Below are 21912 nucleotides of genomic sequence, written 5' to 3' on the forward strand. Positions count from 1 at the left end.
TATAAGTATCTTTAAATCAGAATCTTATATTCATTTTTCATTTAACTTTAAGTTATGAGGCTTTTATTAAAATGTTAAAAATTGCCTAAAAATGTGCATTTCATCGATAAAAAAGTGCATTTGATGGGTCGAATACGTTTTTTTTTAACTACATTTAAAGCACAAAATCAGTGAATGCATGGACAGTTATCTTATTACCTTGGGCACCTACTTAATATTGATGCTTTTCTTTAAGGTTTATTTTGCAGTAGCCACAAAGGACTAATCCTCCTTCTTTCCACACTCGTAGATGTCTTAATCAACCCCAATGTTGAAAAAAGATTTACGAAAGCAATATTCCAAATTAAGGGAAGACATTTCCGTTCCATCGCTAATTAACTCCAGTTTACATATTTCCAATAAACTTCTGCAGCTGCCTATATGGTCATTTGATTATTACCACATGTTTTTGTCAATTTCAGAGAAAAAGGAAATCGACACCTCTTTTACACTTTCCATTCTTCAGGGTAGGAATAAAAATGTTGTGGTTCCTAAAGTGGATTCCAATGGTAAGCTCTTGAACTGCTTATTATCCGATAAAACAAAATTCAAAAAAAGCACTTGGCAGATTCCAGAACCTGTGCAATGTAATGAAATTGCGTCAAAATTGATAGATGTAGTTTTTATCCCACTTTTGGCCTTTGATATCAAGGGGAATCGTGTAGGGTACGGAAAAGGGTTTTATGATGGGTTTTTGAAAGAATGCCGACCAGACGTCATAAAAGTGGGGGTTTCTTTATTTGAAGCAGAAAATAGCATTACCGATGTTAGTATGGAAGACGTCCCCTTAAACTATTGCGTTACCCCGGAAAAAGTCTACACATTTCCCCTTTCCTAAGCCTCTTCCGAAGGTCTTGTCCCTTCTTCTTTTTTTCCAAAAGCCTTTTTATTGAAGACCAATAATATTCCCACGCCAGTGCTTATGGCCGTGTCTGCAATGTTGAATACAGGCTCAAAGAAGCGGAAGCTGTTTCCCCCAAGGTAGGGTACCCATTCCGGCCATGTGGTGTTGATCATGGGAAAATACAGCATGTCCACCACTTTACCGTAGAAAAGACTTCCATAAGGTTCGTTAGAAAACAAAGTAGCTACTTCACCTGTACTATCGTTGAATAAAATACCGTAGAATACAGAATCGATAATATTTCCCAAGGCTCCGGCAAAAATCAAGGAAACCGCCAAAATCAAAGTTCTCGAAGAATTCTTCTGAATGGTATCATAGAGCCAGTACCCGATTCCCGCTACGGCGAATAATCTAAAAACGGTCAAGATCAATTTTCCTATGGATTCGGAAATCGGCAAAAAATCACTCAGTTTTGCACCCCAAGCCGCTCCAGAATTTTCAATGAACAATATCTTAAACCAACTAAGAACATCGACAGACTCTCCAAGTACAAAATGGGTTTTGATATAAACCTTGCTAAGCTGATCTATTATCAAAACTATCGATATAAGTAAGAGGGATTTTTTTAAGCTCATCGGTTACTTTGCCGTTCGAGTGGGCAAAAATAGTTATATTATTTGATTTTCTTGGGATAGATGTTGCCCGTGACCACGTTCATTTGGCTTTTATCCTTTTTAAGATACTTTCCGAAAACCGCTAACATCGACTTAAAGAGAAAGCATATCGAAATCAACTATCCAAAAGAACAAAAGATGGGATATGGACGGTGAAAAATTAGGCAGTCCACATGTGCTTTGTTCATATGCTGAAAACCAAAAACCTATGACGTCCAATGAACTATACAGGTCTTTCTCCTTGTTCTAGGCCAATTACTTCTGCATATTCTTTGCCTCTATGCTCAACGTGGCATGGGGCACAAGCTTTAATCTTTCCTTATTGATAAGCTTACCGGTTACCCTACAAATACCATACGTTTTGTTCTCAATACGCAGAAGGGCATTCTTAAGGTCTCGGATAAACTTCTCCTGTCTAATGGCCAATTGGGTATTGGCCTCTTTGCTCATTGTTTGCGAGCCTTCTTCAAAAGCCTTAAAGGTAGGTGAAGTGTCATCCGTACCATTGTCACCATCGTTCATATAGGAACTCTTTAAAAGATCCAAATGGCTTTGGGCTTTTTCTATTTTTTCTTCTATCAGTGCCTTGAATTCTCCCAAATCCTTGTCAGAATATCTAATTTTTAAATCCTGTGCCATATCCTTTAGTGTTTTTCGATCAATAATTTTGTATTTATTTCGTCAAAGGTCACTTCCGTGCCCTTTTCAAGTATTTCCTCAAAATCCAGTTCTGCTGTCAAGGTCTCTGTCTTGATGTAGCTTAAATTGCTTTCCACCGCTTTTTCGACCAATCCATCCTTTAGGATTTTTATATCGATTTTATCGGTAACCTCAAAACCGGATTCTTTACGCAAGTTTTGTATACGGTTTACCAATTCCCTAGCGATACCCTCTTTTTTGAGTTCATCGTCTATGGTTACGTCCAAGGCTACCGTCAATGCGCCGGAACTGGCCACAAGCCAGCCTTCTATATCTTGCGAGGAAATCTCTACATCCTCTAACTGTAATTTAATGATTTTATTTTCAATGTCAAGGGATATTTCGCCTTCCTGTTCAATTTTTTGGATATCCTCTTGTCCCAAATTGGCAATGGACTGGGCAATGCGTTTCATATCTTTTCCAAATCTGGGGCCCAAGATTTTGAAATTCGGTTTAATTTGCTTCACAAGGATGCCGGAAGCATCATCCAATAGTTCTATTTCCTTTACATTTACTTCCGATTTTATCAGATCGGACACTGCTTCTATTTCATGTTTTTGTTTTTCGTCCAAAATCGGAATCATAATTCTTTGAAGCGGTTGACGCACCTTAATCCTTTGTTTTTGACGAATAGAAAGCACTAGGGAAGATATATTCTGGGCTTTTTCCATTTTACTTTCCAACACTTCATCAATCAGTGCAGCATCAAATACTGGAAAATTAGCCAAATGAACACTTTCAAAAGCCTCTTTACGTGTGGCGGCCGTTAAATCCTTGTACAAACGATCCATAAAAAATGGGGCTACGGGTGCCGATAATTTAACTATGGTTTCCAAACAGGTATACAAGGTTTGATAGGCCGAAATCTTATCTTTTTGATAATCTCCCTTCCAAAAGCGTCTTCTACAAAGACGAACATACCAATTGCTCAAATTCTCCTGAACATATTCTGATATGGCCCGGGTGGCCCGGGTGGGCTCGTAAGCAGCATAGGCCTCATCAACAATTTTGATCAAGGAGTTCAATTCCGAAAGAATCCATCGGTCTATCTCGGGGCGTTCATGTAAAGGTATTTCCTTTTCCGAATAATCGAATTGGTCTATATTAGCATAAAGTGCAAAAAAAGAATAGGTATTGTAAAGCGTACCAAAAAACTTGAATTTCACCTCTTCAACGCCCTTCATGTCAAATTTAAGGTTGTCCCACGGATTGGCATTGGAAATCATGTACCAGCGTGTGGCATCGGGGCCGTGTTCTTCCATCGTCTTAAAAGGGTCGACCGCGTTACCAAATCGCTTGGACATCTTTTTCCCGTTCTTATCCAAAACCAGTCCATTGGATACTACATTCTTGTAGGCCACCGAATCAAAAACCATAGTAGCTATTGCATGTAAGGTGTAAAACCACCCCCTGGTTTGATCTACACCTTCGGCGATGAAATCTGCCGGGAAAGTCTCGCCCTTATTAACCCATTGGGCTTTCTCAAAGGGGTAATGCCATTGCGCATAGGGCATTGAACCACTATCGAACCAAACATCGATCAAATCACTTTCCCGCTTCATGGCGTTGCCCGATGTAGAAACTAGAATAATTTGATCTACTATGTTTTTATGGAGATCTATTTTCTCATAATTTTCCTCGGACATATCTCCAACGATAAAATCATTGAAAAGATCTTTCTCCATCAATCCGGCTTCAACGGATTTCGTCATTTCCAACTTCAACTGTTCTACTGAACCAATGATAATCTCTTCGCTACCATCCTCCGTCCGCCAAATAGGAAGTGGAATTCCCCAATAGCGCGATCTGGATAGGTTCCAGTCATTGGCGTTGGCCAGCCAGTTGCCGAACCTACCCTCCCCTGTGGCCTTGGGCTTCCAATTGATTTGCTGGTTCAACTCGTACATCCTGTCCTTTATCTCGGTGACCTTAATGAACCAAGAATCCAAGGGATAATAGAGTATCGGTTTGTCCGTCCGCCAACAATTGGGATAGCTATGCACATACTTCTCTACCTTAAAGGCCTTGTTTTCCTCTTTGAGCTTAATGGCAATCTCAACGTCTACAGATTTTTCGGGAGCGGTACCTTCCTCATAGTATTCGTTCTTTACATATTTACCTGCGAGCTCTCCCATTTCGGGACGAAACCGTCCCTGTAGGTCTACCAAGGGAACCGGGTTTTTGTTTTTGTCCAGAACCAGCATTGGAGGAACCGGGGGTTCCGCTTTTTGGGCCACTTGCATATCATCCGCACCAAAAGTAGGGGCCGTATGTACAATCCCGGTACCATCTTCCGTAGTGACGAAATCCCCGGCAATGACCCGAAAGGCATTTTCCGGGTTTTGATAAGGAAGGGCATAATCCAACAATTGTTCATATCCAATGCCTACTAAATCTTTCCCTTTGGTTTCGGCCAATATGGAATACGGAATCTTCTTATCCCCTTTTGAGAAATTGACGAAGTCGCTTTCATCTTTAGTTTCAAAAAACTTCCCTCCAAACAGTTTTCCTACCAATCCTTTGGCCAAAACCACATGGATGGGCTCAAAAGTGTACTGATTAAATGTTTTGACCAATACGTAATCGATTTTTGGTCCTACGGTAAGGGCTGTATTGGAAGGCAACGTCCAAGGTGTAGTCGTCCATGCCAAAAAATAAACGTCTTCCTCAATATTCTTAAAAAAGTCCGGAAGGGTCTCTCTTTTTGTCTTAAACTGTGCAACTACAGTAGTATCCGTAATATCCTGGTACGTACCGGGCTGGTTGAGCTCATGTGAGCTCAATCCGGTCCCTGCCTTAGGGGAATAAGGCTGAATGGTGTATCCTTTATAGATAAGTCCCTTATCATAAATCTGCTTCAACAACCACCATACAGATTCCATATATTTGGATTTATAGGTGATATAGGGATTGTCCATATCCACCCAATACCCTATTCTTTCGGTCATCTCGTTCCATACATCCGTATATCGCAAGACTGCTTTTTTACAGGCGGCGTTGTAGTCTTCGATCGTGATTTTTTTACCAATATCCTCCTTGGTAATACCCAATTCCTTTTCAACACCTAATTCAACAGGCAGACCGTGAGTATCCCAACCGGCTTTTCGTTTTACCTGAAAGCCTTTCATTGTTTGGTAGCGTGGAAAGATATCCTTTATGGTACGTGCCATTACGTGGTGAATTCCGGGCATACCATTAGCAGACGGAGGTCCTTCGTAAAACACATAACTTGGCTTCCCTTCCCTGGACGAAACACTCTTTTCGAAGATATGGTTCTCTTTCCAGTAGTCCAGAACTTCCTTGGCCACTTGTGGCAAATCCAACCCTTTATATTCAACAAACTTCATAATGGTCCTTACCTATACTACAAATTGAGGCTGCAAAATTAAGAATTTTGATTGGATTAAGTGACTGGTAACCTTATGAAAAACAGGCGCGGACACTGCCTAAATCCCGTTTGTTAAAACTTTGGCGTCCATGTAACCTATTTTACCGTATATCAATACATCATTAACTATTAAACAAACATATAAACATGAAAAAGCTAATTGTAAATTCAATTTTGATGCTGGCCCTAAGTTTTTCCTTTGTATCCTGCAGAGAAACTACGGATAAGGCCAAGGATGCGGCCGAACAAGCCGGAGAGGCTCTGGAAGAAACCAGCGAAGATCTTAAGGAAATGAGCGAAGACATGATGGAAAAGACCAAAGAGGTTGGAGAGGACGTTAAAGAAAGTGCGGAGGATGCCGCGGATAGTGTAAAAGAGGCCGGTGAAAACGCTTTGGACAAAGCCAAGGAAGCTGGGGAAGATGTAAAGGATGCGGCCAAGGATGCAGCTAATAAGGTAAAGGATGCCGTAGATGGTGATTCCAAATAAATCCTTGGTACAAAGATTACTAAACCCTGACCCATGGTCGGGGTTTTTTTATTTAAAAGCGATACCCAAGGCCTAGAACAAAGTTTATACCGGGAGCACTTATTCCCGAGGAATAGGAGCGGTATCGCTGGTCGGTCAAGTTTTCCAAGTTTAGGGAAGCCTTTATGGCATCGGATACGGAAAACTGAGAACGAAAATTTAAAGTATACCAGGAAGGTGAAAACGGATTTCCATCGGAATCCGCTGCATAGATATAGGCTTTATTACGTTCAGATGGAGCTAGGTCTTCAAAGGCAATTTCTCCATTGTAGTTTAAAAAAAGGTCTGTACGCAATCTTTGGTTTTTCCAAATAACATGAAAATCGCCAAATGTTGGTGCCACATGCCGGGCGGGTGAATCCGTGCCATCCGCTTCTTCTTCTATCCCTTCCGTTATTGTGAGATTTGACATGATGGACCAATGGTCCGACAAAAATGCCTCTAGCCCCAATTCAAATCCATAAACATAGGCCTTGGCCGCGTTCTGTATTGCCTGGACATTGCTTAGTTCCCCGTTATAGGTTATCTGGGATTGTCCATTAAATTGGTAATCCCTTCGTACCAAGGCATCTACTAGATACGTATAAAAAGTAGCTCCTTTTAGAACTACCTTATCATCAAAATTCTTTTGTATCCCCAGTTCGGTATTGTAGGCATACTCCGGTTCCAAATCAGGATTAGGAACTACCACAGATCCAGGTTCGGAGTCAAATACTTTTCCTACGTCATCAATATTGGGGGCCCTAAAACCTGTTGATCCGTTCCAGGTTATCTGTAGATTGGCCCTTGGAAACCAGCTAAAGCCCAGACTTCCGGTAAGGGCACCGGTACTTAAATCTGCCGTATCAAAGGGAAATTGGTAAAAGGTCTTGTCAAAAACGGCATCTACCCATACATGGCTATATCGTAGTCCAGAGAGTAAGGTAAAGTTTGGTTTGGCCTTATACTCCCCGTTGATATATCCCGCGGCGGTCTGCCAAGTAGATCCATCCGGATAGCGGGAGGCCGCATTGGATAGTGTATTCGTATCAATATTCCTTTGGCTGCCATCGGAATTCACTTTATTAAAGATATACCCTGCACCATAGTAAAGCCTTAGGTCTCCAATTTTCTTGTTCTCAAAATCGATATTGGCCGATATTGCATCTACGCTTTCCTTTGTTGTGAATCGAATGGGTTCTTCAAAGTCCCTATTATTTCTACTTTCCTCAAAACGCTGATAGGCAGCGGTTATTTTTAGTCCATCATAGAACTTATTCTGTCCTTTTTTGTCGATTTGTAAATTCCCCATGAACCACTTTTGTGGGCCATAGAACCACTCCGCCGATTGAAATTCGTTTCCACTGTTTCCTGGACGTATCAAGCGATCATATCTTGCATAATCCGAGGTTTCGGAATAATGAAGCCCTAAGTTGTAGTCCCATATTTTATTGGGTCTAAAGGCAATTTTCTGCATCAGGTTAATTTGATTATACCCTGTCGATATCTGTTCCCTAGGATTTTGATTGGCGACTACCCTGTCCTCACCATTGCGTGTAGTTACGTAACTCCGCCTTAAATAAGAATCTGGGCCGTGGGAACCCATTTGTAGATTTCCAAAGTCATTAAAGGAAGTACTTGTTAAGAAGGCCCACTTCTGTTTTCCAAAAGTTATGTCCGCATGAAAGGTATTTTCCAAATTGGCAGAAGAAAATCGGTAATAGGCGTTTCCCGAAAGAGAAGTACTGTCCGATTCCCCAAAAACCGGTTTCTTGGTATAAAAGTTCATGACCCCCCCTATGGCATCGCTACCATAAATTACCGATCCCGGACCAAATAGCACCTCCGTATTTTTTATATTGAACGGATCAATTGAAATAATGTTCTGAATATTGCCCCCCCTAAAAATGGCGTTGTTCATTCGTACCCCATCCACCGAAAGCAATAATCTATTCGTAGCAAAACCCCGTATCATTGGACTACCCCCGCCCAACTGGCTCTTCTGTACAAAAATTTTTCCACTGTTTTGTAAAAGATCTGCTGAAGTTTGTGGATTTACTTGGGCGATTTGTCTAGAATTTATGGAGACTATTTTTTGGGGAACGTCTTTTTTCTGCTGTTCCCATTTGGAAATGGACATGACCACTTCGTCCAATTGTTCCGCCCTAATGGTTAGATAAACTCTGCCTCCTCGTCTTAAAATTTGCGCCTTAGTAACCTTCCTTACCTCATAGCTTAAATGTTTAAAGGTGATACGCTCGTGCCGATCAAAAATAGTAAGGTCGCACTTCCCGTTATTGTCGGACAGCGCGGTCTTGGATTTGTCCAAGTTATAAACAGCAACATTCAGAACGGGTCCCCTAGTATCCATATCCAAAATGCTGATTTCTTGAGCGGATATAAAACAGGATAGCAAAAGACTACATATGAAGGTTATTCTTTGCATACTAGCGGAATACTTCATTTAGAACGGCAAGCGATTTGGGCCTTCGAAACCCCTGTAAATGTAATTCATAATACAGGACAAGGGATTTTAGGAGTTCTTGTCGGTCGGTTTTGTTCATTTTGATCGTATGTATCCCATCAAAATTTATGCCCAAAAACTGTTTGAAGTACTCCAAATTTTTGTCTGTCAAATTGGGGTGAAGCAATGGCATTTTTGTAAACTCCCCTTCCAGAAGATCAAAATAAGCCTCATGGGCATAAGATGTATCAGGATAGAAGCCTAAATATTTCGTCAAATCCAATAAAAAAAATAGATGAAAGTTGAAGATTTCCTGATGCGTATCCAACCACTGCATGGAAGCTTCCAAAAAATGAAAAAGTCCTTTATTAGGTTCTTCCTCATAGATACTGTTCCCCAGCATTTCCGCTAAGAAAAGGGTCATGGAATTCTTGGCAATATCCGTATGTAATGTTTGGTATGGGTAATAAACCTTGACTTCTCGAATGCTTTCCAGGGTTCCTTTGTTCTTATGGTTGGCCACCAATTCCAATTGGGTCAAAGGCTGAAAATAGGCGGATTTCAATTTCCCCTTTTTGGATGCCAGCACTCCTTTTAGCAAATAGGATTTTATCCCATCTGACAGGGTATAGGCCTTGACAATCAAGCTAGTATCTCCATATTTAATGGAAGATAAAACTATGGCCTTGGTGGTTACTTGCATCGGTTTTGGTTAGGTTACGGTAAAGATAATCGGAAAAAAAATGAAGTTCGATAAATATAAATATATAAGACCTGTCAGATTTTTGGAAACCTGGCAGGTCTTATTTCGATTTCGAACGTCTAGCCGTTTACCTTAAATCACTCCCTGGGCCAACATGGCATCGGCAACTTTTACAAAGCCGGCAATATTTGCTCCTTTTACATAGTTACAATAACCGTCCGCTTCTATACCATGCTCAATGCAGGAATCATGGATATCCTTCATTATCCCTTTTAACCTTTCGTCCACCTCTTCCCGTGTCCAACTGATACGTAGGGAGTTTTGGGACATTTCCAATCCTGAAGTCGCTACGCCACCAGCGTTGGAGGCCTTACCAGGTGCAAATAGGATTTTGGCATCCTGAAAGGTATGTACAGCTTCCAAAGTGGAAGGCATATTAGCCCCTTCTGCCACACAAATGCACCCATTTTCAATCAAAGTTGTAGCATCTTCCCCGTTAAGCTCATTTTGCGTGGCACAAGGCAATGCAATATCGCAGGGCACTTCCCAAGGTGTTTTCCCTTTGTGATATTCAGCAGAGGGATATTGGTCCACATATTCGGAAATTCTTCCCCGTTTGTTGTTCTTCAGGTCCATTACAAAGGCTAATTTCTCCTCATCTATGCCCTCTTTATCATAGATATATCCACCAGAATCCGAAAGCGTAACCACTTTACCTCCTAGCTGTAATGTTTTTTCCGCGGCATACTGGGCCACATTACCGGAGCCGGAGATGACCACCGTCTTCCCATCAATATCATCATTTTTGGTAAGCAACATATCCTGCGCAAAATATACCGTTCCATAACCCGTTGCCTCAGGGCGTATTTTTGATCCTCCCCAAGATAACCCCTTTCCAGTCAGCACCCCGGTAAACTCGTTTTGAATTCTTTTGTACATCCCAAAAAGAAATCCAATTTCACGAGCCCCAACGCCAATATCCCCGGCAGGGATATCCGTAAATGGACCTATATGCCTAAAGAGCTCCGCCATAAAGGCATGGCAAAACCGCATAACCTCATCATCCGATTTACCTTTGGGGTCAAAATCAGACCCTCCTTTTCCACCTCCCATGGGCAAGGTGGTAAGACTATTTTTGAAGACCTGTTCAAAAGCCAAAAACTTTAGAATACTGGCATTTACCGTGGGATGAAAACGAAGTCCCCCTTTATATGGCCCTATGGCCGAATTCATTTGTATGCGGTATCCTCGGTTAACATGTATTTCCCCATCATCGTCCACCCAAGCAACCCGAAAAGAAATCAAACGCTCAGGTTCTACCATACGCAACAAAATGTTCTTTCCGTTATATATCTCATTATCCGCTATATATGGAATAACTGTATCAGCAACTTCCTGTACCGCTTGTAGGAATTCCGGCTCATGACCATTCCGGGATCTCACCTCGTCCATAAAGGCTTTTATTTTTTCTTTCATAAACTTATATGTTCACAGATTATTGATGAAAATAAAATTACTGGGCGAAATTATGATATTTCGATAATTTAAACCTTCTTTTTTCTAAAATTTGATAATTTATTTACCTCATATCACTTTCTTGCTAACTTTCCCACTCGCCATTAAGTGAGCACAATGTGGGTATTTTGTACCCCTTTTTTAAGGGAAATTTAGTCCCCTTCCTATTTACGAGAAAAAATAGAGCGTTACTGGACTATAGCTTGCTGCAAATCTGCAATCAAATCGTCGACATCCTCAATACCTACGCTTAACCGGATCAAAGCATCCACAACCCCACTTTTCTCCCGTTCTTCCTTGGGGATACTGGCATGGGTCATACTTGCTGGGTGACCGGCCAAACTTTCTACCCCTCCCAAAGATTCGGCCAATGTAAATACTTGAAGTCTTTCCACTATCTTAATGGCATCGGCATAATTGCTTCCTTTGGTCACAAAGGATACCATTCCGCCAAAATCCTTCATCTGGTTCTTGGCAATTTCGTGGTTGGGATGATCCACAAAACCAGGCCAATATACTTTTTCAATTTTAGGATGATCTTTTAAAAATTCTGCAATCGCCCTACCATTCTCACAATGGCGTTGCATACGCACGTGTAAAGTTTTTATCCCCCTAAGTACCAAAAAACTGTCCATAGGTCCGCAAACGGCACCACTGGCATTTTGAAGAAAATAGAGTCTATCCGCCAATTCCTTTTCCTTGACCACCAAGGCACCTACCACAACATCACTATGACCTCCCAGGTACTTAGTTGCCGAGTGCATAACGATATCTGCACCGAGATCTAGAGGTTGTTGTAGATAAGGTGTAGCAAAAGTATTATCTACAGCCAGCAAAAGGCCATGTTTTTTGGCCAAAAGGGAAACCGCTTTTATATCAATAACATTCATCATTGGGTTGGTCGGGGTCTCCACCCAAATAAGCTTCGTCCTATCGTTGATATATTGTTCAATCGTGTTGGCATCTTGCATCCCTATAAAATGAAACGTAATACCGTACTTTTCAAAAACTTGCTTGAACAAACGGTAACTTCCCCCATAGAGGTCATTTGTGGAAACTACCTCGTCCCCAGGGTTTAATAATTTAATGACGGCATCCATAGCCGACAGTCCACTTGCAAAGGCCAATCCATATTTTCCATTTTCTATACTCGCCAAGGAATTCTCCAATGCGGTCCGAGTGGGGTTGGCACTACGGGAATACTCATAGCCTTGATGCCCTCCCGGAGTGGTCTGCGCATAGGTTGAGGTTTGATATATAGGAGGCATTACGGCGCCATAGGCCTTGTCCGGTTCTTGCCCTCCATGAATGGTCTTACTATTGAACTTTAATTTTTTTTCGCTCATATTATATAATTATCGGTGCAAATGTATCGTTATCTTTGGAAGCATACAATTACACCCCAAACATTGAAACGATAACATTACATGAGACCTATATTTAGCTTTATCTGCCTATTTGTATTGCTTGTAAGTTGTAAAAATCAGGATAAACTAACATTTGAACCCTTTATTTTACATGGTGATGCATGTGCGGACTGCCCCGAAGTATCCGTTTCTTACCCAAAGGCCTTGGAAAATACCAAATTGGCATCTACCATCAATACAGCTTTGGAAGAGGAAACTATTTCCATTCTAAATTTTGATGAGGACATAGCGGCATCTACTCCTGAAGAGGCCATCAAATCCTTTAAAAATGGCTACCTAGAGCTTAAAAGACTCTACTCTGATGAAACCATAGGTTGGGAAGCCAAAATCGAGGGCAATGTGATTTATGAAGATAATGTCCTTTTAACCGTGGAACTTGATTCTTATATATTCACGGGAGGTGCCCACGGTTATAGCTCAAAGCAGTTCTTGAATTTTGACAAAACTAAAGGGAAAGAGCTTGAAAACCGGCAGCTTTTTATAAATCAAGATGAATTTGAACGTTTCGCGGAAATCAAATTCAGGGAGCAGGAAAAAATTCCTATGGACAAGTCTATCAACCATACCGGATTCATGTTCGAGAAGGATTCCTTCCATCTTCCGGAAAACATTGGCTTCACCGAGAAAGGCATACAACTACGTTATAATCCGTATGAAGTTGCCTCATATGCAGATGGCCCATTGGAATTGACCCTTCCTTATGAGGAGGTAAAAAAATTCTTGGCTAGGAGAGGCAAGTCCTAATTCAATTTACCAGGGCTTTTCGCAATGAAAGGATAGCACCAAGATGTAATCCTTCATGAAAGACATTAAAAGCGACAGCATCGGCCACTTCCCTTAAGGTTACTTTTGCACTGGTGGTATATTCGTTAAACTCTTTAAAGATTCCTTTGTTAAAGTCCTCTTCCGTCCGCTCTATTGTGGAGAGCAAAAAGGAGGCTATCATTTTAATCTCCTCGTCGGTTGTGGTACCATCGGGTATGGTTCCTTTTCTGAATTTGTCCACGAGTTCCTGCGGAACAAGCATGGGCCTATTGCTTAAGTTATATACCAATAACTGCTGGGTGACCGCTACGTGGGCAATGTTCCACCAAATGTTGTTCCGATAACCCTTTGGAATCTTTAGCAAGATGTCCCTTGGTGTATTTTCCAAAATGTTGAGTAGGTTTTTTCGATTTTGCAAGGTGATATTGAATAGTTTCTCCAAAATATGAGGTTTTAAAAGAATTGATTCGAAAAAATTAACATATCTATTATTCTAGATATATAAATATGTCGTATCTTTGTCCCATGGACATCGTCGAAATTAGTAAAGTATTATCAAACGAGACCCGGGTGAACATCTTAAAATGGCTGAAAGATCCAGAATCGAATTTTCCGCCACACCAAGATATCGATCATTTTGACGATGGTGTTTGCGTTGGTTTCATTCAGGACAAAACAGGATTATCACAATCCACCACCTCAACATATCTTACGTCTATGCAAAATGCGGATTTAATTATCCCAACAAGACATGGAAAATGGACCTATTATAGAAGAAATGAAAAAGTAATCGAAGCCTATATCTGCACTTTAAGTAAAGAACTTTAGTATTTTTTTAGAAACTCAAATCGATAATTAGCGAAATATAAATATGTTAAACCTTGGCAAGCAACAACATGAGAAATAAAATGGAATGCACGCTTCCTGATTACGACTATTATTCGGAGAAAAGAAGTGATAAAACAATTCGCCTTATTAAAAAATGGCTATTATCGGTAACCATTGATGGGGCCTTAGAAATGTCCAAAACAAAATAACTATGAAAACAATAGGATTAATTGGGGGTATGAGTTGGGAATCCTCGAAGATATATTATGAGTATACCAATTCGATTGTCAAGGAACGTCTAGGGGGTTCCCATTCGGCAAAGAGCATTATGACCTCCGTTGATTTTTCGGAAATCGAAGAACTTACCTTTCAGGGAAACTGGAATAAAATCGGTGATCTTATGGCCAATCATGCCGTTAAGCTGGAGAAGGCCGGTGCGGACATGACCTTACTTTGTACCAATACGATCCATTTGGTAAGCGACCGTATAACCCAGTCTACGGCCATTCCTTTTTTGCATATTGCCGATGCAGCCGGTGAGGTGATCCAGGCTACAGGCCTAAAAAAGGTGGCTTTGTTAGGCACAAAGTTTACCATGGAAAAGGATTTCTATACCAAGATTTTACAGGATAAATACCATTTAAAGATAATCATTCCATCTGAAGAGGAAAGGCAAATTGTCCATAACACTATTTACAACGAGCTGGTCAAGGGCAAATTTGCCGAGGCCTCAAAGCAGGTTTGTATCCAAATCATTGAAGACCTCATTACAAAAGGAGCGGAAGGTGTTATCCTAGGCTGTACAGAATTACCTTTGTTGATTTCGGAATCTGACGTAGCAATCCCAACATTTAATACCACCCTAATCCATGCACAAAAAGCAGTGGATTTTGCGTTGGCGAATTCCTAGATTACTATTGGAAGGTGTAGACTATCTTATTAGAAATTGGTTTCTTTGCAATCTATTGGACTTATAAGGTCAATTTGGATTTCTTTCAGCTTGATCTATCCATTGGATAGAGGTTCAAATCTATCATTTGTTAATCAAAAATGTATTCCATGCGGAAAATATACCACCTAAGCACATGCACTACCTGCCAACGTATTCTCAAAGAGTTGGGACCCTTGGACGGAATAGCGTTACAGGACATAAAAACGGAGTCCATAACCCCTGCACAATTGGAAGAAATGCATAAGCTATCCAGCAGTTATGAGGCTTTGTTTAGCCGTAGGGCCATGCTTTTTCGCCAGCGCAATCTTGGGGAGAAAAACCTCACCGAAAACGACTATAAGGATTTAATTTTGGATCATTACACTTTTTTGAAGCGTCCGGTAATTTTGATAGATGACCAGATTTTTATTGGAAACAGCAAAAAGGTGGTCGAGGCTGCCAAAGCAGCTTTACACTCTTGACCAAACGAACTCTCGCCATATTAGCCGCCGTAGGTGCCACAACTATCTATGGCCTTAACCATACCATTGCCAAAGGAGCAATGCCCCACTATATACAACCTTTTGCTTTCATTATGTTCCGTGTTGTAGGGGCGGCCATCTTGTTTTGGGCAATTTCAATTTTTGGCCCTAAGGAGAAAATTGAAAAAAAGGATTATTTACGAATGTTGGTCTGCGCTGTTCTGGGCATGGGTGTAAATATGTTGGTCTTTTTTAAGGGGCTGGCCCTATCAACACCCATCAACAGTGCCGTGTTAATCACGATTACACCTATAATTGTGTTGATATTATCGGCTTTGCTCATCAAGGAAAAAATCCTCCCCCAAAAAGTTTTGGGTATTGCCATTGGTCTTCTTGGCGCCCTTGGACTTATTGTATTTGGTTCCGAGATTCGGCAGGATGCGCCTAATATTCCTTTGGGCAACTTTTTAATTTTTATGAACTCGGTTTTCTATGGCTCCTATCTTATTGTGGCAAAAATATTGATCGCCAAATACCATCCATTTACCTTTATGAAATGGCTATTTACGCTTGGAATCCTTATTTGTCTGCCTTTTGGGTATACCGAAGTCACCCAAATCGATTGGGCCAACTTGCCTTTTGACGCGATCTGGCGCATAGCCTTTGTAGTGGTAGGAACCACTTTCTGTACCTATCTCTTTAATATTTTTGCGCTGACACAATTAAAGGCGTCTACCTTGAGTGCCTTTGTATATGTACAACCGCTTATTGGAATTCTATATGCCGTGGCTACAGGAAAAGACAGTTTAACGACCCTAAAAATAGCAGCGGCCTGTTTGGTACTTTTGGGTGTCTATTTGGCCAGCAGAAAACCGAGGCCACAATCGAATTAAATAGGTTTATTCTTCCAAGTATCTTAAAAAAAAGGCATTTGTCCTTTTTTACAAATCAATTGCTTTGATTTGTCCAAGTGGTCCTTTATCAGATTTTCGGCCAGGTCGGCATCGCGGTAACGGACGGCCGAAACAATATCCAAATGTTCCTCCAAGGTCTCCTGTGGCGGGCGCACCAATCCAATCATATCGATACAAACCAAGAGGTTCCCCTTCTGGAACAGGTTGTATAAAAATTCGTTTCCACAGTTTTTTATAAGGGATTTATGAAATTCACTATCCGCTCTTTGATAGGCTTCGGTATCGATATTTCCCCTTTCGAAGGGTAATAACAAACTTCGTAACCGGTCTATTTCAGATTGGGCCGCCCTTTGGGTAAACAATCGGGTCGCCATACTTTCCAAGGCTATGCGACAATCATAGATTTCAATGATTTCCGTAGCGCTGAATTCCCTGACGATGACCCCTCTACGCGGTATGGATTTAATCAATGATTCGGCTTCGAGCATCTGCAAGGCGGAACGTAAAGGGGTTCTACTAATGCCCAGTTTGTCGGCCAATTGTTCCTGGACGATTTTTTGGCCCGGCAACAATTTTTTGGAAACAATCATTTTTTTGACCTTCTTATAGGCCTGTTTGCTCAATTCATCTGCAGTAATGCGCATACTTCAAAAATACTAAATTTTGTATACGGTATACAAAATTTAAGCTATAATTGTTTTGTTTCACCACACTAAGATTGTGGTGGAAGCTTAAATGGAAATGATACTTTATAAAATGAAAAGCGTTCTATTCGTCCTTGTTGGCATCAAATAAATTCAGCTGGAGGCTGCTTTTTGGCCTAGCAAACCCATAAATGCTTCGCCCCCCATATTTATAGGATTCCTCTTTTTCCTTTTTGACCAAAGCCTCAAAATTCGCATTCGGTTGAAAACCCTTTTCAGCCTTTTGGGCCAAATCCGTAAGTTTATGAATAGCCTTAATTTTATCCGTATTACCGATTTTTGCATGTTGGACCGCGTCCTTCAGACCGGCAATGGTTTCATCATATACTTTGGCGGGTACCGGAAATGGAGTGGCGTCCTTGCCTCCATGGGCAAAGGCAAAACGGGCGGGATCCGAAAATCGCGATGGTGTCCCATGGATAATTTCACTTACCAAGGTCAATGATTGTAAGGTTCGAGGGCCCATCCCTTTGAGTAACAAAAGCTCTTCAAATGTTTTTGTTTCATTCTCCTGCGCCAACCAGAGGATACTGCCTAAACGTTTTAGGTCTACGTCCTTTGCTTGGACTTCATGGTATGTGGGTACAAATAGATGTGGTAATTCCTTCAATATCCTGTCAGGGTGTTCCTTGGAAACATCCATGACAGACTTTCGGGTAGCCCTGGCCTCCTTGTGTACCAAGTTTAGAATAGAACCCTGATTTTTTCCGCATATGGCTGTATGCGGTTCCTCCACAAAAGAGTTCAGGTTTCCGGAATGCCAATGATACCTTCGTGCCATACCATTTGAGTTGTGCATTCCCTGTTGGATTACGGACCATTTACCCGTATCGCTTACCACAAAATTGTGTAAGTAAAGGTTAAAACCATCCTGTAAGGCGGTGTTATCCACCTTGGCACTTAGCTTGCTACATTGGGCCAAATGATTACCATCCAATCCAGTTTTATAGCCTACTTCTAGAAGTTCTTTTGGAGTGTGGAGGGATTTCTTCCCTTTTCCACCACATATGTAGATTCCCAATTCCTTTGAAACAGGATTGACTGCCTGCTTTAATGCACGCATAACGGCAGTGGTTACCCCAGAGGAGTTCCAGTCCATTCCAATGACCGTTCCAAAACTCTGAAACCAAAAGGGATTTGCCAACCGCTCCAGAAAATCGTCCTTTCCATTTTGGATAATAATGGCCTCTACAAGAGGTAAGGTAAGTTGTTTCATCCTGCTAAAGAGCCATGGTGGAATGGCCCCGCCATGCAATGCCAAATCTGCCGTACCCGAGCGCTGCATCATAGTTATGGAATATCACCAAATATATGGAATTTTTCCAATATTTGATCAACTCCAAGAGATGATTAAAGATCCTGCGGCGTCTTGGCAAATTTTCGGGTATCCTCTTTTGTAAGAATTCGAAAGTCTTTTGGTTTTTCCGTTGAATTGAATACTTGAAGTAACTCCTGGGGAAGACCAATCAGTTTTCGGGTTTCCAAGCTCGTCCATGCCCCCATCATCTCACAATAGGCCACATTTCTTCCCTTGGCATCATAAAAATTATGGTGGAACTCGAAGAATTTTCCATCCTCGCTCATCCCCATCACTTCCAGCGAGACGCGTATGGGTTTTCCGGGAAAAACCTCCTTGAAATAATACATGTGCTCATAAAAAACGACCGGGCCAATTTGATACTTTGCCATCATCCTTTGGTCAAAATCCAGTTCCATGAGATAACTCATACGGGCATGGCTCATAAAATTGATATAGGCGCTATTGGCCAAGTGTCTATTGGCATCAACATCGCTCCAACGAACTTCGAATTCCTTTAGGTACATTTTTTCAACTTTTGTTATGCATGCATAAAAGTTTCAAAAATACATCCTTTTAGAAAAACAAAAACATAGCTTACGTTAATTTTACCGTTTCAACCGTTTTAGGAGTTTCATTGAAGTCCTCTTAGTAAGGATTGAATATGCCAAAGTGGTGTTCCGTTATCGCCACACTTGTAGATATGCTCTTTAGGAACGATTGTTGATCCGTCCATGATACTTACCTTGGTGCCTCCGGTTTCATCCTACTTAATCCTCCAAAGCTTCTAGCATTTGCTTTGGGGAAAGGTATTCGAAATATCTTTCGGTCACTTCAAATTTTTTATTGAGAACAACTATAGCGGGAAGGGAAAAAGGGTAGTTTTCGCGAGAGGCTAGAAGCAAAGGAATGTCATGGGTCGGGTTTCTTTTCTTTCTCAATTGTTTGTTTACAAAAGTCTCCCCCCCAAATACGATCGTGTCCGTTGTCTCGGCGTTCATTTTTACGGCGTAATAATCGCTGTTCAATTTGGAAATCACCTTAGAATCCTTGAAAGCAGCCTTATCCATCTTTTTGCAGTAAGCGCACCAGTCAGCGTAAAAATCTATAAAAACCCTCTTTGGCTTTACGGAAAGTGAGTCTTCCAACTGCTCAAAACTGAGCCAGTCGATATGATTTTCCTGTGCCCCCGCCCAAAAAGAAAAAAGCAGCATCGTACGGCAAATAAAACCAATTAATCTATATTTCATCATATCTTGATAAAAGTCACCTCTACTTTGGGGCTTTAAAGAATTTGGATATGCTGGCCATTGTCCTTCTAAAAAGCCAATCCCGCCATCAATGCAATTTACCAAACTTTAACCCTAAAAAGAAAGCCCTTGGCGCATCGGGGCCATAAATATAGTCGGAGTCCCGTGTGGGGCCGGTTTCAAAATCGTCCTGATAGCTATTGAAAAGGTTGGTAACCCCTCCTGAAACGGTAACCATAAAGGAATCGCTGAAATCGAAGTGTTTTTCCAATTTAATGTTCAGGTCAAAAAACGCATTGACCTCGTTCAACTCCAAAAACCCTGTATCACTAATTACCCTTGGCACTGTCATTCCTCCCGTATATGTACCCGTAACATCTATATTAAAGGCTTCACTGGGAATCCAGGTTGTATTTAGATATCCGTAAAAGTTTGGAACGCGTACAAACTCGTCGATGATGATATCGCTTTCACCAGGTGTACCATCACTTTCAAAAAGGATTTGGGGTTCGTCCCATTCGGTCCTTTGTAGTGTACCTCCCAGTTGAAAGCGCCATTCCGGATCCGGGGAAACCCCTAGCTCAAAATTGGAGCCAAACACCCGTGCTCCCTCCCCGTTTCGTACTTCCTCGAGGATGGAGCCATTTCCCAAAACGGCACCTGTGCTTACCAGGGTAAAAGGGTCTTCCAATGTAGTATAGAAACCTTCTGCCAAAAAGTCTATTTGTAATAAATCTACCGCTTTGGAATAATTCAAAGAAGCTGTAAATGCATTCGAAAACTCGGTGTCCAAGTCATCGGATAGGATGACAAATTGTGGCTCCCCACCTACACTGGAAATGTGCAGGTCCTCATTAAAGGTCTGGGGGGCTCTGAATCCCCGCGCATAGCCACCTCGTAAGCGTATTCCCTCGGAAATTTGATACGACAGGGTGAGTCTGGGAGAAAGTGCAGTCTGGCTCAAATCCAATCCCCTTTCAATACCGCCAATGGCATAATCCCCGTCAACGTTTACATTATCCAATCTTGCCCCTATCAATGCCGTGAAATGGCCTGTGGGTTTCCATTCGTATTGGGCATAACCTCCCAAGGAATTGACACTTTGGTCGACCAGCCGGTTGTAACCAGGAATCTGGTCTTCAGTGGTGCTATAAATATATTCGGCACCCGCCGTAAGTACATCGTTGTTTTGAAACGCCTTGGTGAACTGGAAACCGTTGACCCAGGCCAGGTCTTGGGTGGTTCCAAAAGCATTATTGGCCAATAGACTGTCTTGTCGGGTGCGTGCCCCGCCCAATCCCCCGTAGTAACTGTCGCGATTCGTGTAGGAAGCTGAAGTGTACACTTGTATTTTACGGGTGTCGTCCTTGCTGTTTACTTCATAATCCGCACCCCCAATAAACGTATCATGGTCGAGTTCCTCGGTAATATCAGTAAATTGTGGTGCTAGGTCCAGACGGTCGCCGCCACGTCGGTACTCCCGAATCGCGTTTAGGTTTATGGATAACCTGCTTCTATCCGAAGGCTTTACAAAAGCTTTGGCCCCTACCGTGGTATTCCGCAGTTCCACCAATTCCGTAAAGCCATCATCGTTGGCATCGTAGGCCTCCCTATTTCGGTAGGCTCCGAAAATAGTAACCCCACTGTTGAGGTCATCGGCCACTATAGAGCCGTTGAAGTTAAGAATACGGTCCAGGGCATTCCCGTCTATCAGGGCCATATTGCTCCCGATTTCCCAAGTGTTCAAAACGGGATCTTTGGTAATGATATTGACGGTGCCAGCTATAGCATTGGAGCCATAAAGGGCTGAACCTCCACTACGCACGACCTCAACACGTTCAATGATATTGGTGGGAATCTGTTCCAACCCATAAACTCCCAAAAGTGAAGTAAATATGGGCCGACTGTTGAGCAGTATTTGGGTATAGGCACCATCCAAGCCGTTTAGGCGTACTTGTGTAAACCCGCAGTTCTGGCAGTTGGTCTCCACTCTTACGCCCGGTGCAAAATTGAGACCCTCGGCTACAGTAATGGATTGTGTGGCGGTCAACAACCGTGGTTTTAAGGAGGACACTACAACAGGGGCATTCCTTCGTTCCACTCGATTTCTAGTAGCGCTAATGACCACCTCTTCCAGACCCAGAACATCTTCCAAGAGCTCAAAATCAACTTCTTGGCCCATATTTGCCACAACGGTCAATTCCCTGTCTTGGGTCCGGAAGCCCTGTGCCTGTATCACAAGGGTAATACTACCAGTCGGTACATCCAAACGATAGTTGCCGTCAACATCGGCATTGGTCCCTGCGGTACCACCCTTAACGTAGACGCTGGCAAAAGGTACAGGTTGCCCATTGCTCATAACACTACCTGATATAGTGGTCTTATCATTTTGGGCCGAAAGTATGGAAGTCAATAAAAGAAGGAGGAAACATATATTTTTCATAGGGGCAATACTCGTTTTGTCGGCAATTTTAATACGAT

Annotated in this window: 20 protein-coding genes; 7 read left to right on the forward strand and 13 right to left on the reverse strand. The window is 41.8% G+C overall.

Going from position 1 to position 21912, the window contains the following annotated elements; all coding sequences use genetic code 11:
- The first annotated feature begins 307 nt into the window (after nt 1-307).
- Nucleotides 308-877 (forward strand): 5-formyltetrahydrofolate cyclo-ligase, encoded by a 570-nt coding sequence (locus tag ACP2AF_RS03585; RefSeq protein ID WP_425234872.1) that lies wholly within the window; start codon nt 308-310, stop codon nt 875-877.
- Here the strand turns inward: ACP2AF_RS03585 and ACP2AF_RS03590 are convergent.
- The 3 genes from ACP2AF_RS03590 to ileS all read right to left on the reverse strand — a co-directional run bounded on the left by ACP2AF_RS03590 (nt 874) and on the right by ileS (nt 5603).
- The gene (locus ACP2AF_RS03590; protein ID WP_425234873.1) at nt 874-1518 is read right to left on the reverse strand and encodes a lipoprotein signal peptidase; all 645 of its coding nucleotides are present in this window, start codon (nt 1516-1518) and stop codon (nt 874-876) included. The two genes, ACP2AF_RS03585 and ACP2AF_RS03590, sit on opposite strands and share 4 nt — an antisense overlap.
- 294 nt (nt 1519-1812) lie before the next feature.
- A complete protein-coding gene (locus ACP2AF_RS03595; protein WP_120710286.1) occupies nt 1813-2196 on the reverse strand; it encodes a TraR/DksA family transcriptional regulator in 384 nt (127 codons plus the stop codon).
- A 5-nt stretch (nt 2197-2201) separates the two neighbouring features.
- Entirely contained in the window at nt 2202-5603 is a 3402-nt protein-coding gene (ileS, locus tag ACP2AF_RS03600; RefSeq protein WP_425234874.1) for an isoleucine--tRNA ligase, read from the reverse strand.
- A 188-nt stretch (nt 5604-5791) separates the two neighbouring features.
- On the opposite strand from ileS, the gene ACP2AF_RS03605 reads away from it, so the two are divergent.
- Complete coding sequence (locus tag ACP2AF_RS03605) at nt 5792-6133, forward strand: hypothetical protein (RefSeq protein WP_425234875.1); 342 nt, start codon at nt 5792-5794, stop codon at nt 6131-6133.
- Between the two features lie 52 nt (nt 6134-6185).
- On the opposite strand, the gene ACP2AF_RS03610 is transcribed toward ACP2AF_RS03605, so the two are convergent.
- The 4 genes from ACP2AF_RS03610 to ACP2AF_RS03625 form a co-directional block, all read right to left on the reverse strand.
- Nucleotides 6186-8615, reverse strand: a complete 2430-nt coding sequence (locus ACP2AF_RS03610; RefSeq protein ID WP_425234876.1) for a TonB-dependent receptor plug domain-containing protein — start codon at nt 8613-8615, stop codon at nt 6186-6188.
- Entirely contained in the window at nt 8599-9318 is a 720-nt protein-coding gene (gene recO, locus ACP2AF_RS03615; protein ID WP_425234877.1) for a DNA repair protein RecO, read from the reverse strand. The genes ACP2AF_RS03610 and recO overlap by 17 nt, the downstream gene beginning before the upstream one ends.
- 132 nt (nt 9319-9450) lie before the next feature.
- Nucleotides 9451-10794, reverse strand: a complete 1344-nt coding sequence (gene gdhA / locus ACP2AF_RS03620) for an NADP-specific glutamate dehydrogenase (RefSeq protein WP_425234878.1) — start codon at nt 10792-10794, stop codon at nt 9451-9453.
- A gap of 227 nt (nt 10795-11021) precedes the next feature.
- Complete coding sequence (locus ACP2AF_RS03625; protein ID WP_425234879.1) at nt 11022-12179, reverse strand: cystathionine gamma-synthase; 1158 nt, start codon at nt 12177-12179, stop codon at nt 11022-11024.
- 81 nt (nt 12180-12260) lie between these two features.
- On the opposite strand from ACP2AF_RS03625, the gene ACP2AF_RS03630 reads away from it, so the two are divergent.
- Nucleotides 12261-13004, forward strand: a complete 744-nt coding sequence (locus ACP2AF_RS03630) for a DUF3298 and DUF4163 domain-containing protein (RefSeq protein ID WP_425234880.1) — start codon at nt 12261-12263, stop codon at nt 13002-13004.
- Between the two features lies 1 nt (nt 13005).
- Here the strand turns inward: ACP2AF_RS03630 and ACP2AF_RS03635 are convergent, their stop codons facing one another.
- Nucleotides 13006-13467 (reverse strand): DinB family protein, encoded by a 462-nt coding sequence (locus ACP2AF_RS03635; protein ID WP_425234881.1) that lies wholly within the window; start codon nt 13465-13467, stop codon nt 13006-13008.
- Between the two features lie 65 nt (nt 13468-13532).
- Between ACP2AF_RS03635 and ACP2AF_RS03640 the strand changes: the two genes are divergently transcribed.
- The 4 genes from ACP2AF_RS03640 (at nt 13533) to ACP2AF_RS03655 (ending at nt 16159) form a co-directional block, all read left to right on the forward strand.
- Nucleotides 13533-13853 carry an ArsR/SmtB family transcription factor gene (locus tag ACP2AF_RS03640; protein WP_425234882.1) on the forward strand — a complete coding sequence of 107 codons (321 nt, stop codon included), beginning with the start codon at nt 13533-13535 and terminating at the stop codon, nt 13851-13853.
- 211 nt (nt 13854-14064) lie between these two features.
- Nucleotides 14065-14763 (forward strand): aspartate/glutamate racemase family protein, encoded by a 699-nt coding sequence (locus ACP2AF_RS03645; protein WP_425234883.1) that lies wholly within the window; start codon nt 14065-14067, stop codon nt 14761-14763.
- Nucleotides 14764-14912: 149 nt separating this feature from the next.
- A complete protein-coding gene (locus ACP2AF_RS03650) occupies nt 14913-15266 on the forward strand; it encodes an arsenate reductase family protein (RefSeq protein ID WP_425234884.1) in 354 nt (117 codons plus the stop codon).
- Complete coding sequence (locus ACP2AF_RS03655; RefSeq protein ID WP_425234885.1) at nt 15263-16159, forward strand: DMT family transporter; 897 nt, start codon at nt 15263-15265, stop codon at nt 16157-16159. The genes ACP2AF_RS03650 and ACP2AF_RS03655 overlap by 4 nt, the downstream gene beginning before the upstream one ends.
- A 23-nt stretch (nt 16160-16182) precedes the next feature.
- On the opposite strand, the gene ACP2AF_RS03660 is transcribed toward ACP2AF_RS03655, so the two are convergent.
- From ACP2AF_RS03660 to ACP2AF_RS03680, 5 genes are all read right to left on the reverse strand, one after another.
- On the reverse strand, nt 16183-16824 hold the full coding sequence (locus ACP2AF_RS03660) for a GntR family transcriptional regulator (protein ID WP_425234886.1): 642 nt from the start codon (nt 16822-16824) through the stop codon (nt 16183-16185).
- Nucleotides 16825-16948: 124 nt separating this feature from the next.
- Complete coding sequence (locus ACP2AF_RS03665; RefSeq protein WP_425234887.1) at nt 16949-18172, reverse strand: DUF763 domain-containing protein; 1224 nt, start codon at nt 18170-18172, stop codon at nt 16949-16951.
- 62 nt (nt 18173-18234) lie between these two features.
- Nucleotides 18235-18708, reverse strand: coding sequence for an acyl-CoA thioesterase (locus tag ACP2AF_RS03670; protein WP_425234888.1), 474 nt, complete (start codon nt 18706-18708; stop codon nt 18235-18237).
- 243 nt (nt 18709-18951) lie between these two features.
- On the reverse strand, nt 18952-19431 hold the full coding sequence (locus tag ACP2AF_RS03675; protein WP_425234889.1) for a thioredoxin family protein: 480 nt from the start codon (nt 19429-19431) through the stop codon (nt 18952-18954).
- 88 nt (nt 19432-19519) lie between these two features.
- Complete coding sequence (locus ACP2AF_RS03680; RefSeq protein WP_425234890.1) at nt 19520-21874, reverse strand: TonB-dependent receptor; 2355 nt, start codon at nt 21872-21874, stop codon at nt 19520-19522.
- Between the last annotated feature and the right edge of the window lie 38 nt (nt 21875-21912).

The sequence above is a fragment of the Ulvibacterium sp. genome (assembly GCF_965248315.1).
GTDB lineage: Bacteria > Bacteroidota > Bacteroidia > Flavobacteriales > Flavobacteriaceae > Ulvibacterium.

What these genes read in the sequence shown, in the direction of transcription:
- ACP2AF_RS03680 (WP_425234890.1), bottom strand. Translation starts at nt 21,874, where the DNA reads ATGAAAAATATATGTTTCCTCCTTCTTTTATTGACTTCCATACTTTCG.
- recO (WP_425234877.1), bottom strand. Translation starts at nt 9,318, where the DNA reads ATGCAAGTAACCACCAAGGCCATAGTTTTATCTTCCATTAAATATGGA.
- ACP2AF_RS03585 (WP_425234872.1), top strand. Translation starts at nt 308, where the DNA reads ATGTTGAAAAAAGATTTACGAAAGCAATATTCCAAATTAAGGGAAGAC.
- ACP2AF_RS03665 (WP_425234887.1), bottom strand. Translation starts at nt 18,172, where the DNA reads ATGATGCAGCGCTCGGGTACGGCAGATTTGGCATTGCATGGCGGGGCC.
- gdhA (WP_425234878.1), bottom strand. Translation starts at nt 10,794, where the DNA reads ATGAAAGAAAAAATAAAAGCCTTTATGGACGAGGTGAGATCCCGGAAT.
- ACP2AF_RS03625 (WP_425234879.1), bottom strand. Translation starts at nt 12,179, where the DNA reads ATGAGCGAAAAAAAATTAAAGTTCAATAGTAAGACCATTCATGGAGGG.
- ACP2AF_RS03595 (WP_120710286.1), bottom strand. Translation starts at nt 2,196, where the DNA reads ATGGCACAGGATTTAAAAATTAGATATTCTGACAAGGATTTGGGAGAA.
- ileS (WP_425234874.1), bottom strand. Translation starts at nt 5,603, where the DNA reads ATGAAGTTTGTTGAATATAAAGGGTTGGATTTGCCACAAGTGGCCAAG.
- ACP2AF_RS03675 (WP_425234889.1), bottom strand. Translation starts at nt 19,431, where the DNA reads ATGAAATATAGATTAATTGGTTTTATTTGCCGTACGATGCTGCTTTTT.
- ACP2AF_RS03630 (WP_425234880.1), top strand. Translation starts at nt 12,261, where the DNA reads ATGAGACCTATATTTAGCTTTATCTGCCTATTTGTATTGCTTGTAAGT.
- ACP2AF_RS03650 (WP_425234884.1), top strand. Translation starts at nt 14,913, where the DNA reads ATGCGGAAAATATACCACCTAAGCACATGCACTACCTGCCAACGTATT.
- ACP2AF_RS03640 (WP_425234882.1), top strand. Translation starts at nt 13,533, where the DNA reads ATGTCGTATCTTTGTCCCATGGACATCGTCGAAATTAGTAAAGTATTA.
- ACP2AF_RS03590 (WP_425234873.1), bottom strand. Translation starts at nt 1,518, where the DNA reads ATGAGCTTAAAAAAATCCCTCTTACTTATATCGATAGTTTTGATAATA.
- ACP2AF_RS03610 (WP_425234876.1), bottom strand. Translation starts at nt 8,615, where the DNA reads ATGAAGTATTCCGCTAGTATGCAAAGAATAACCTTCATATGTAGTCTT.
- ACP2AF_RS03660 (WP_425234886.1), bottom strand. Translation starts at nt 16,824, where the DNA reads ATGCGCATTACTGCAGATGAATTGAGCAAACAGGCCTATAAGAAGGTC.
- ACP2AF_RS03645 (WP_425234883.1), top strand. Translation starts at nt 14,065, where the DNA reads ATGAAAACAATAGGATTAATTGGGGGTATGAGTTGGGAATCCTCGAAG.
- ACP2AF_RS03670 (WP_425234888.1), bottom strand. Translation starts at nt 18,708, where the DNA reads ATGTACCTAAAGGAATTCGAAGTTCGTTGGAGCGATGTTGATGCCAAT.
- ACP2AF_RS03605 (WP_425234875.1), top strand. Translation starts at nt 5,792, where the DNA reads ATGAAAAAGCTAATTGTAAATTCAATTTTGATGCTGGCCCTAAGTTTT.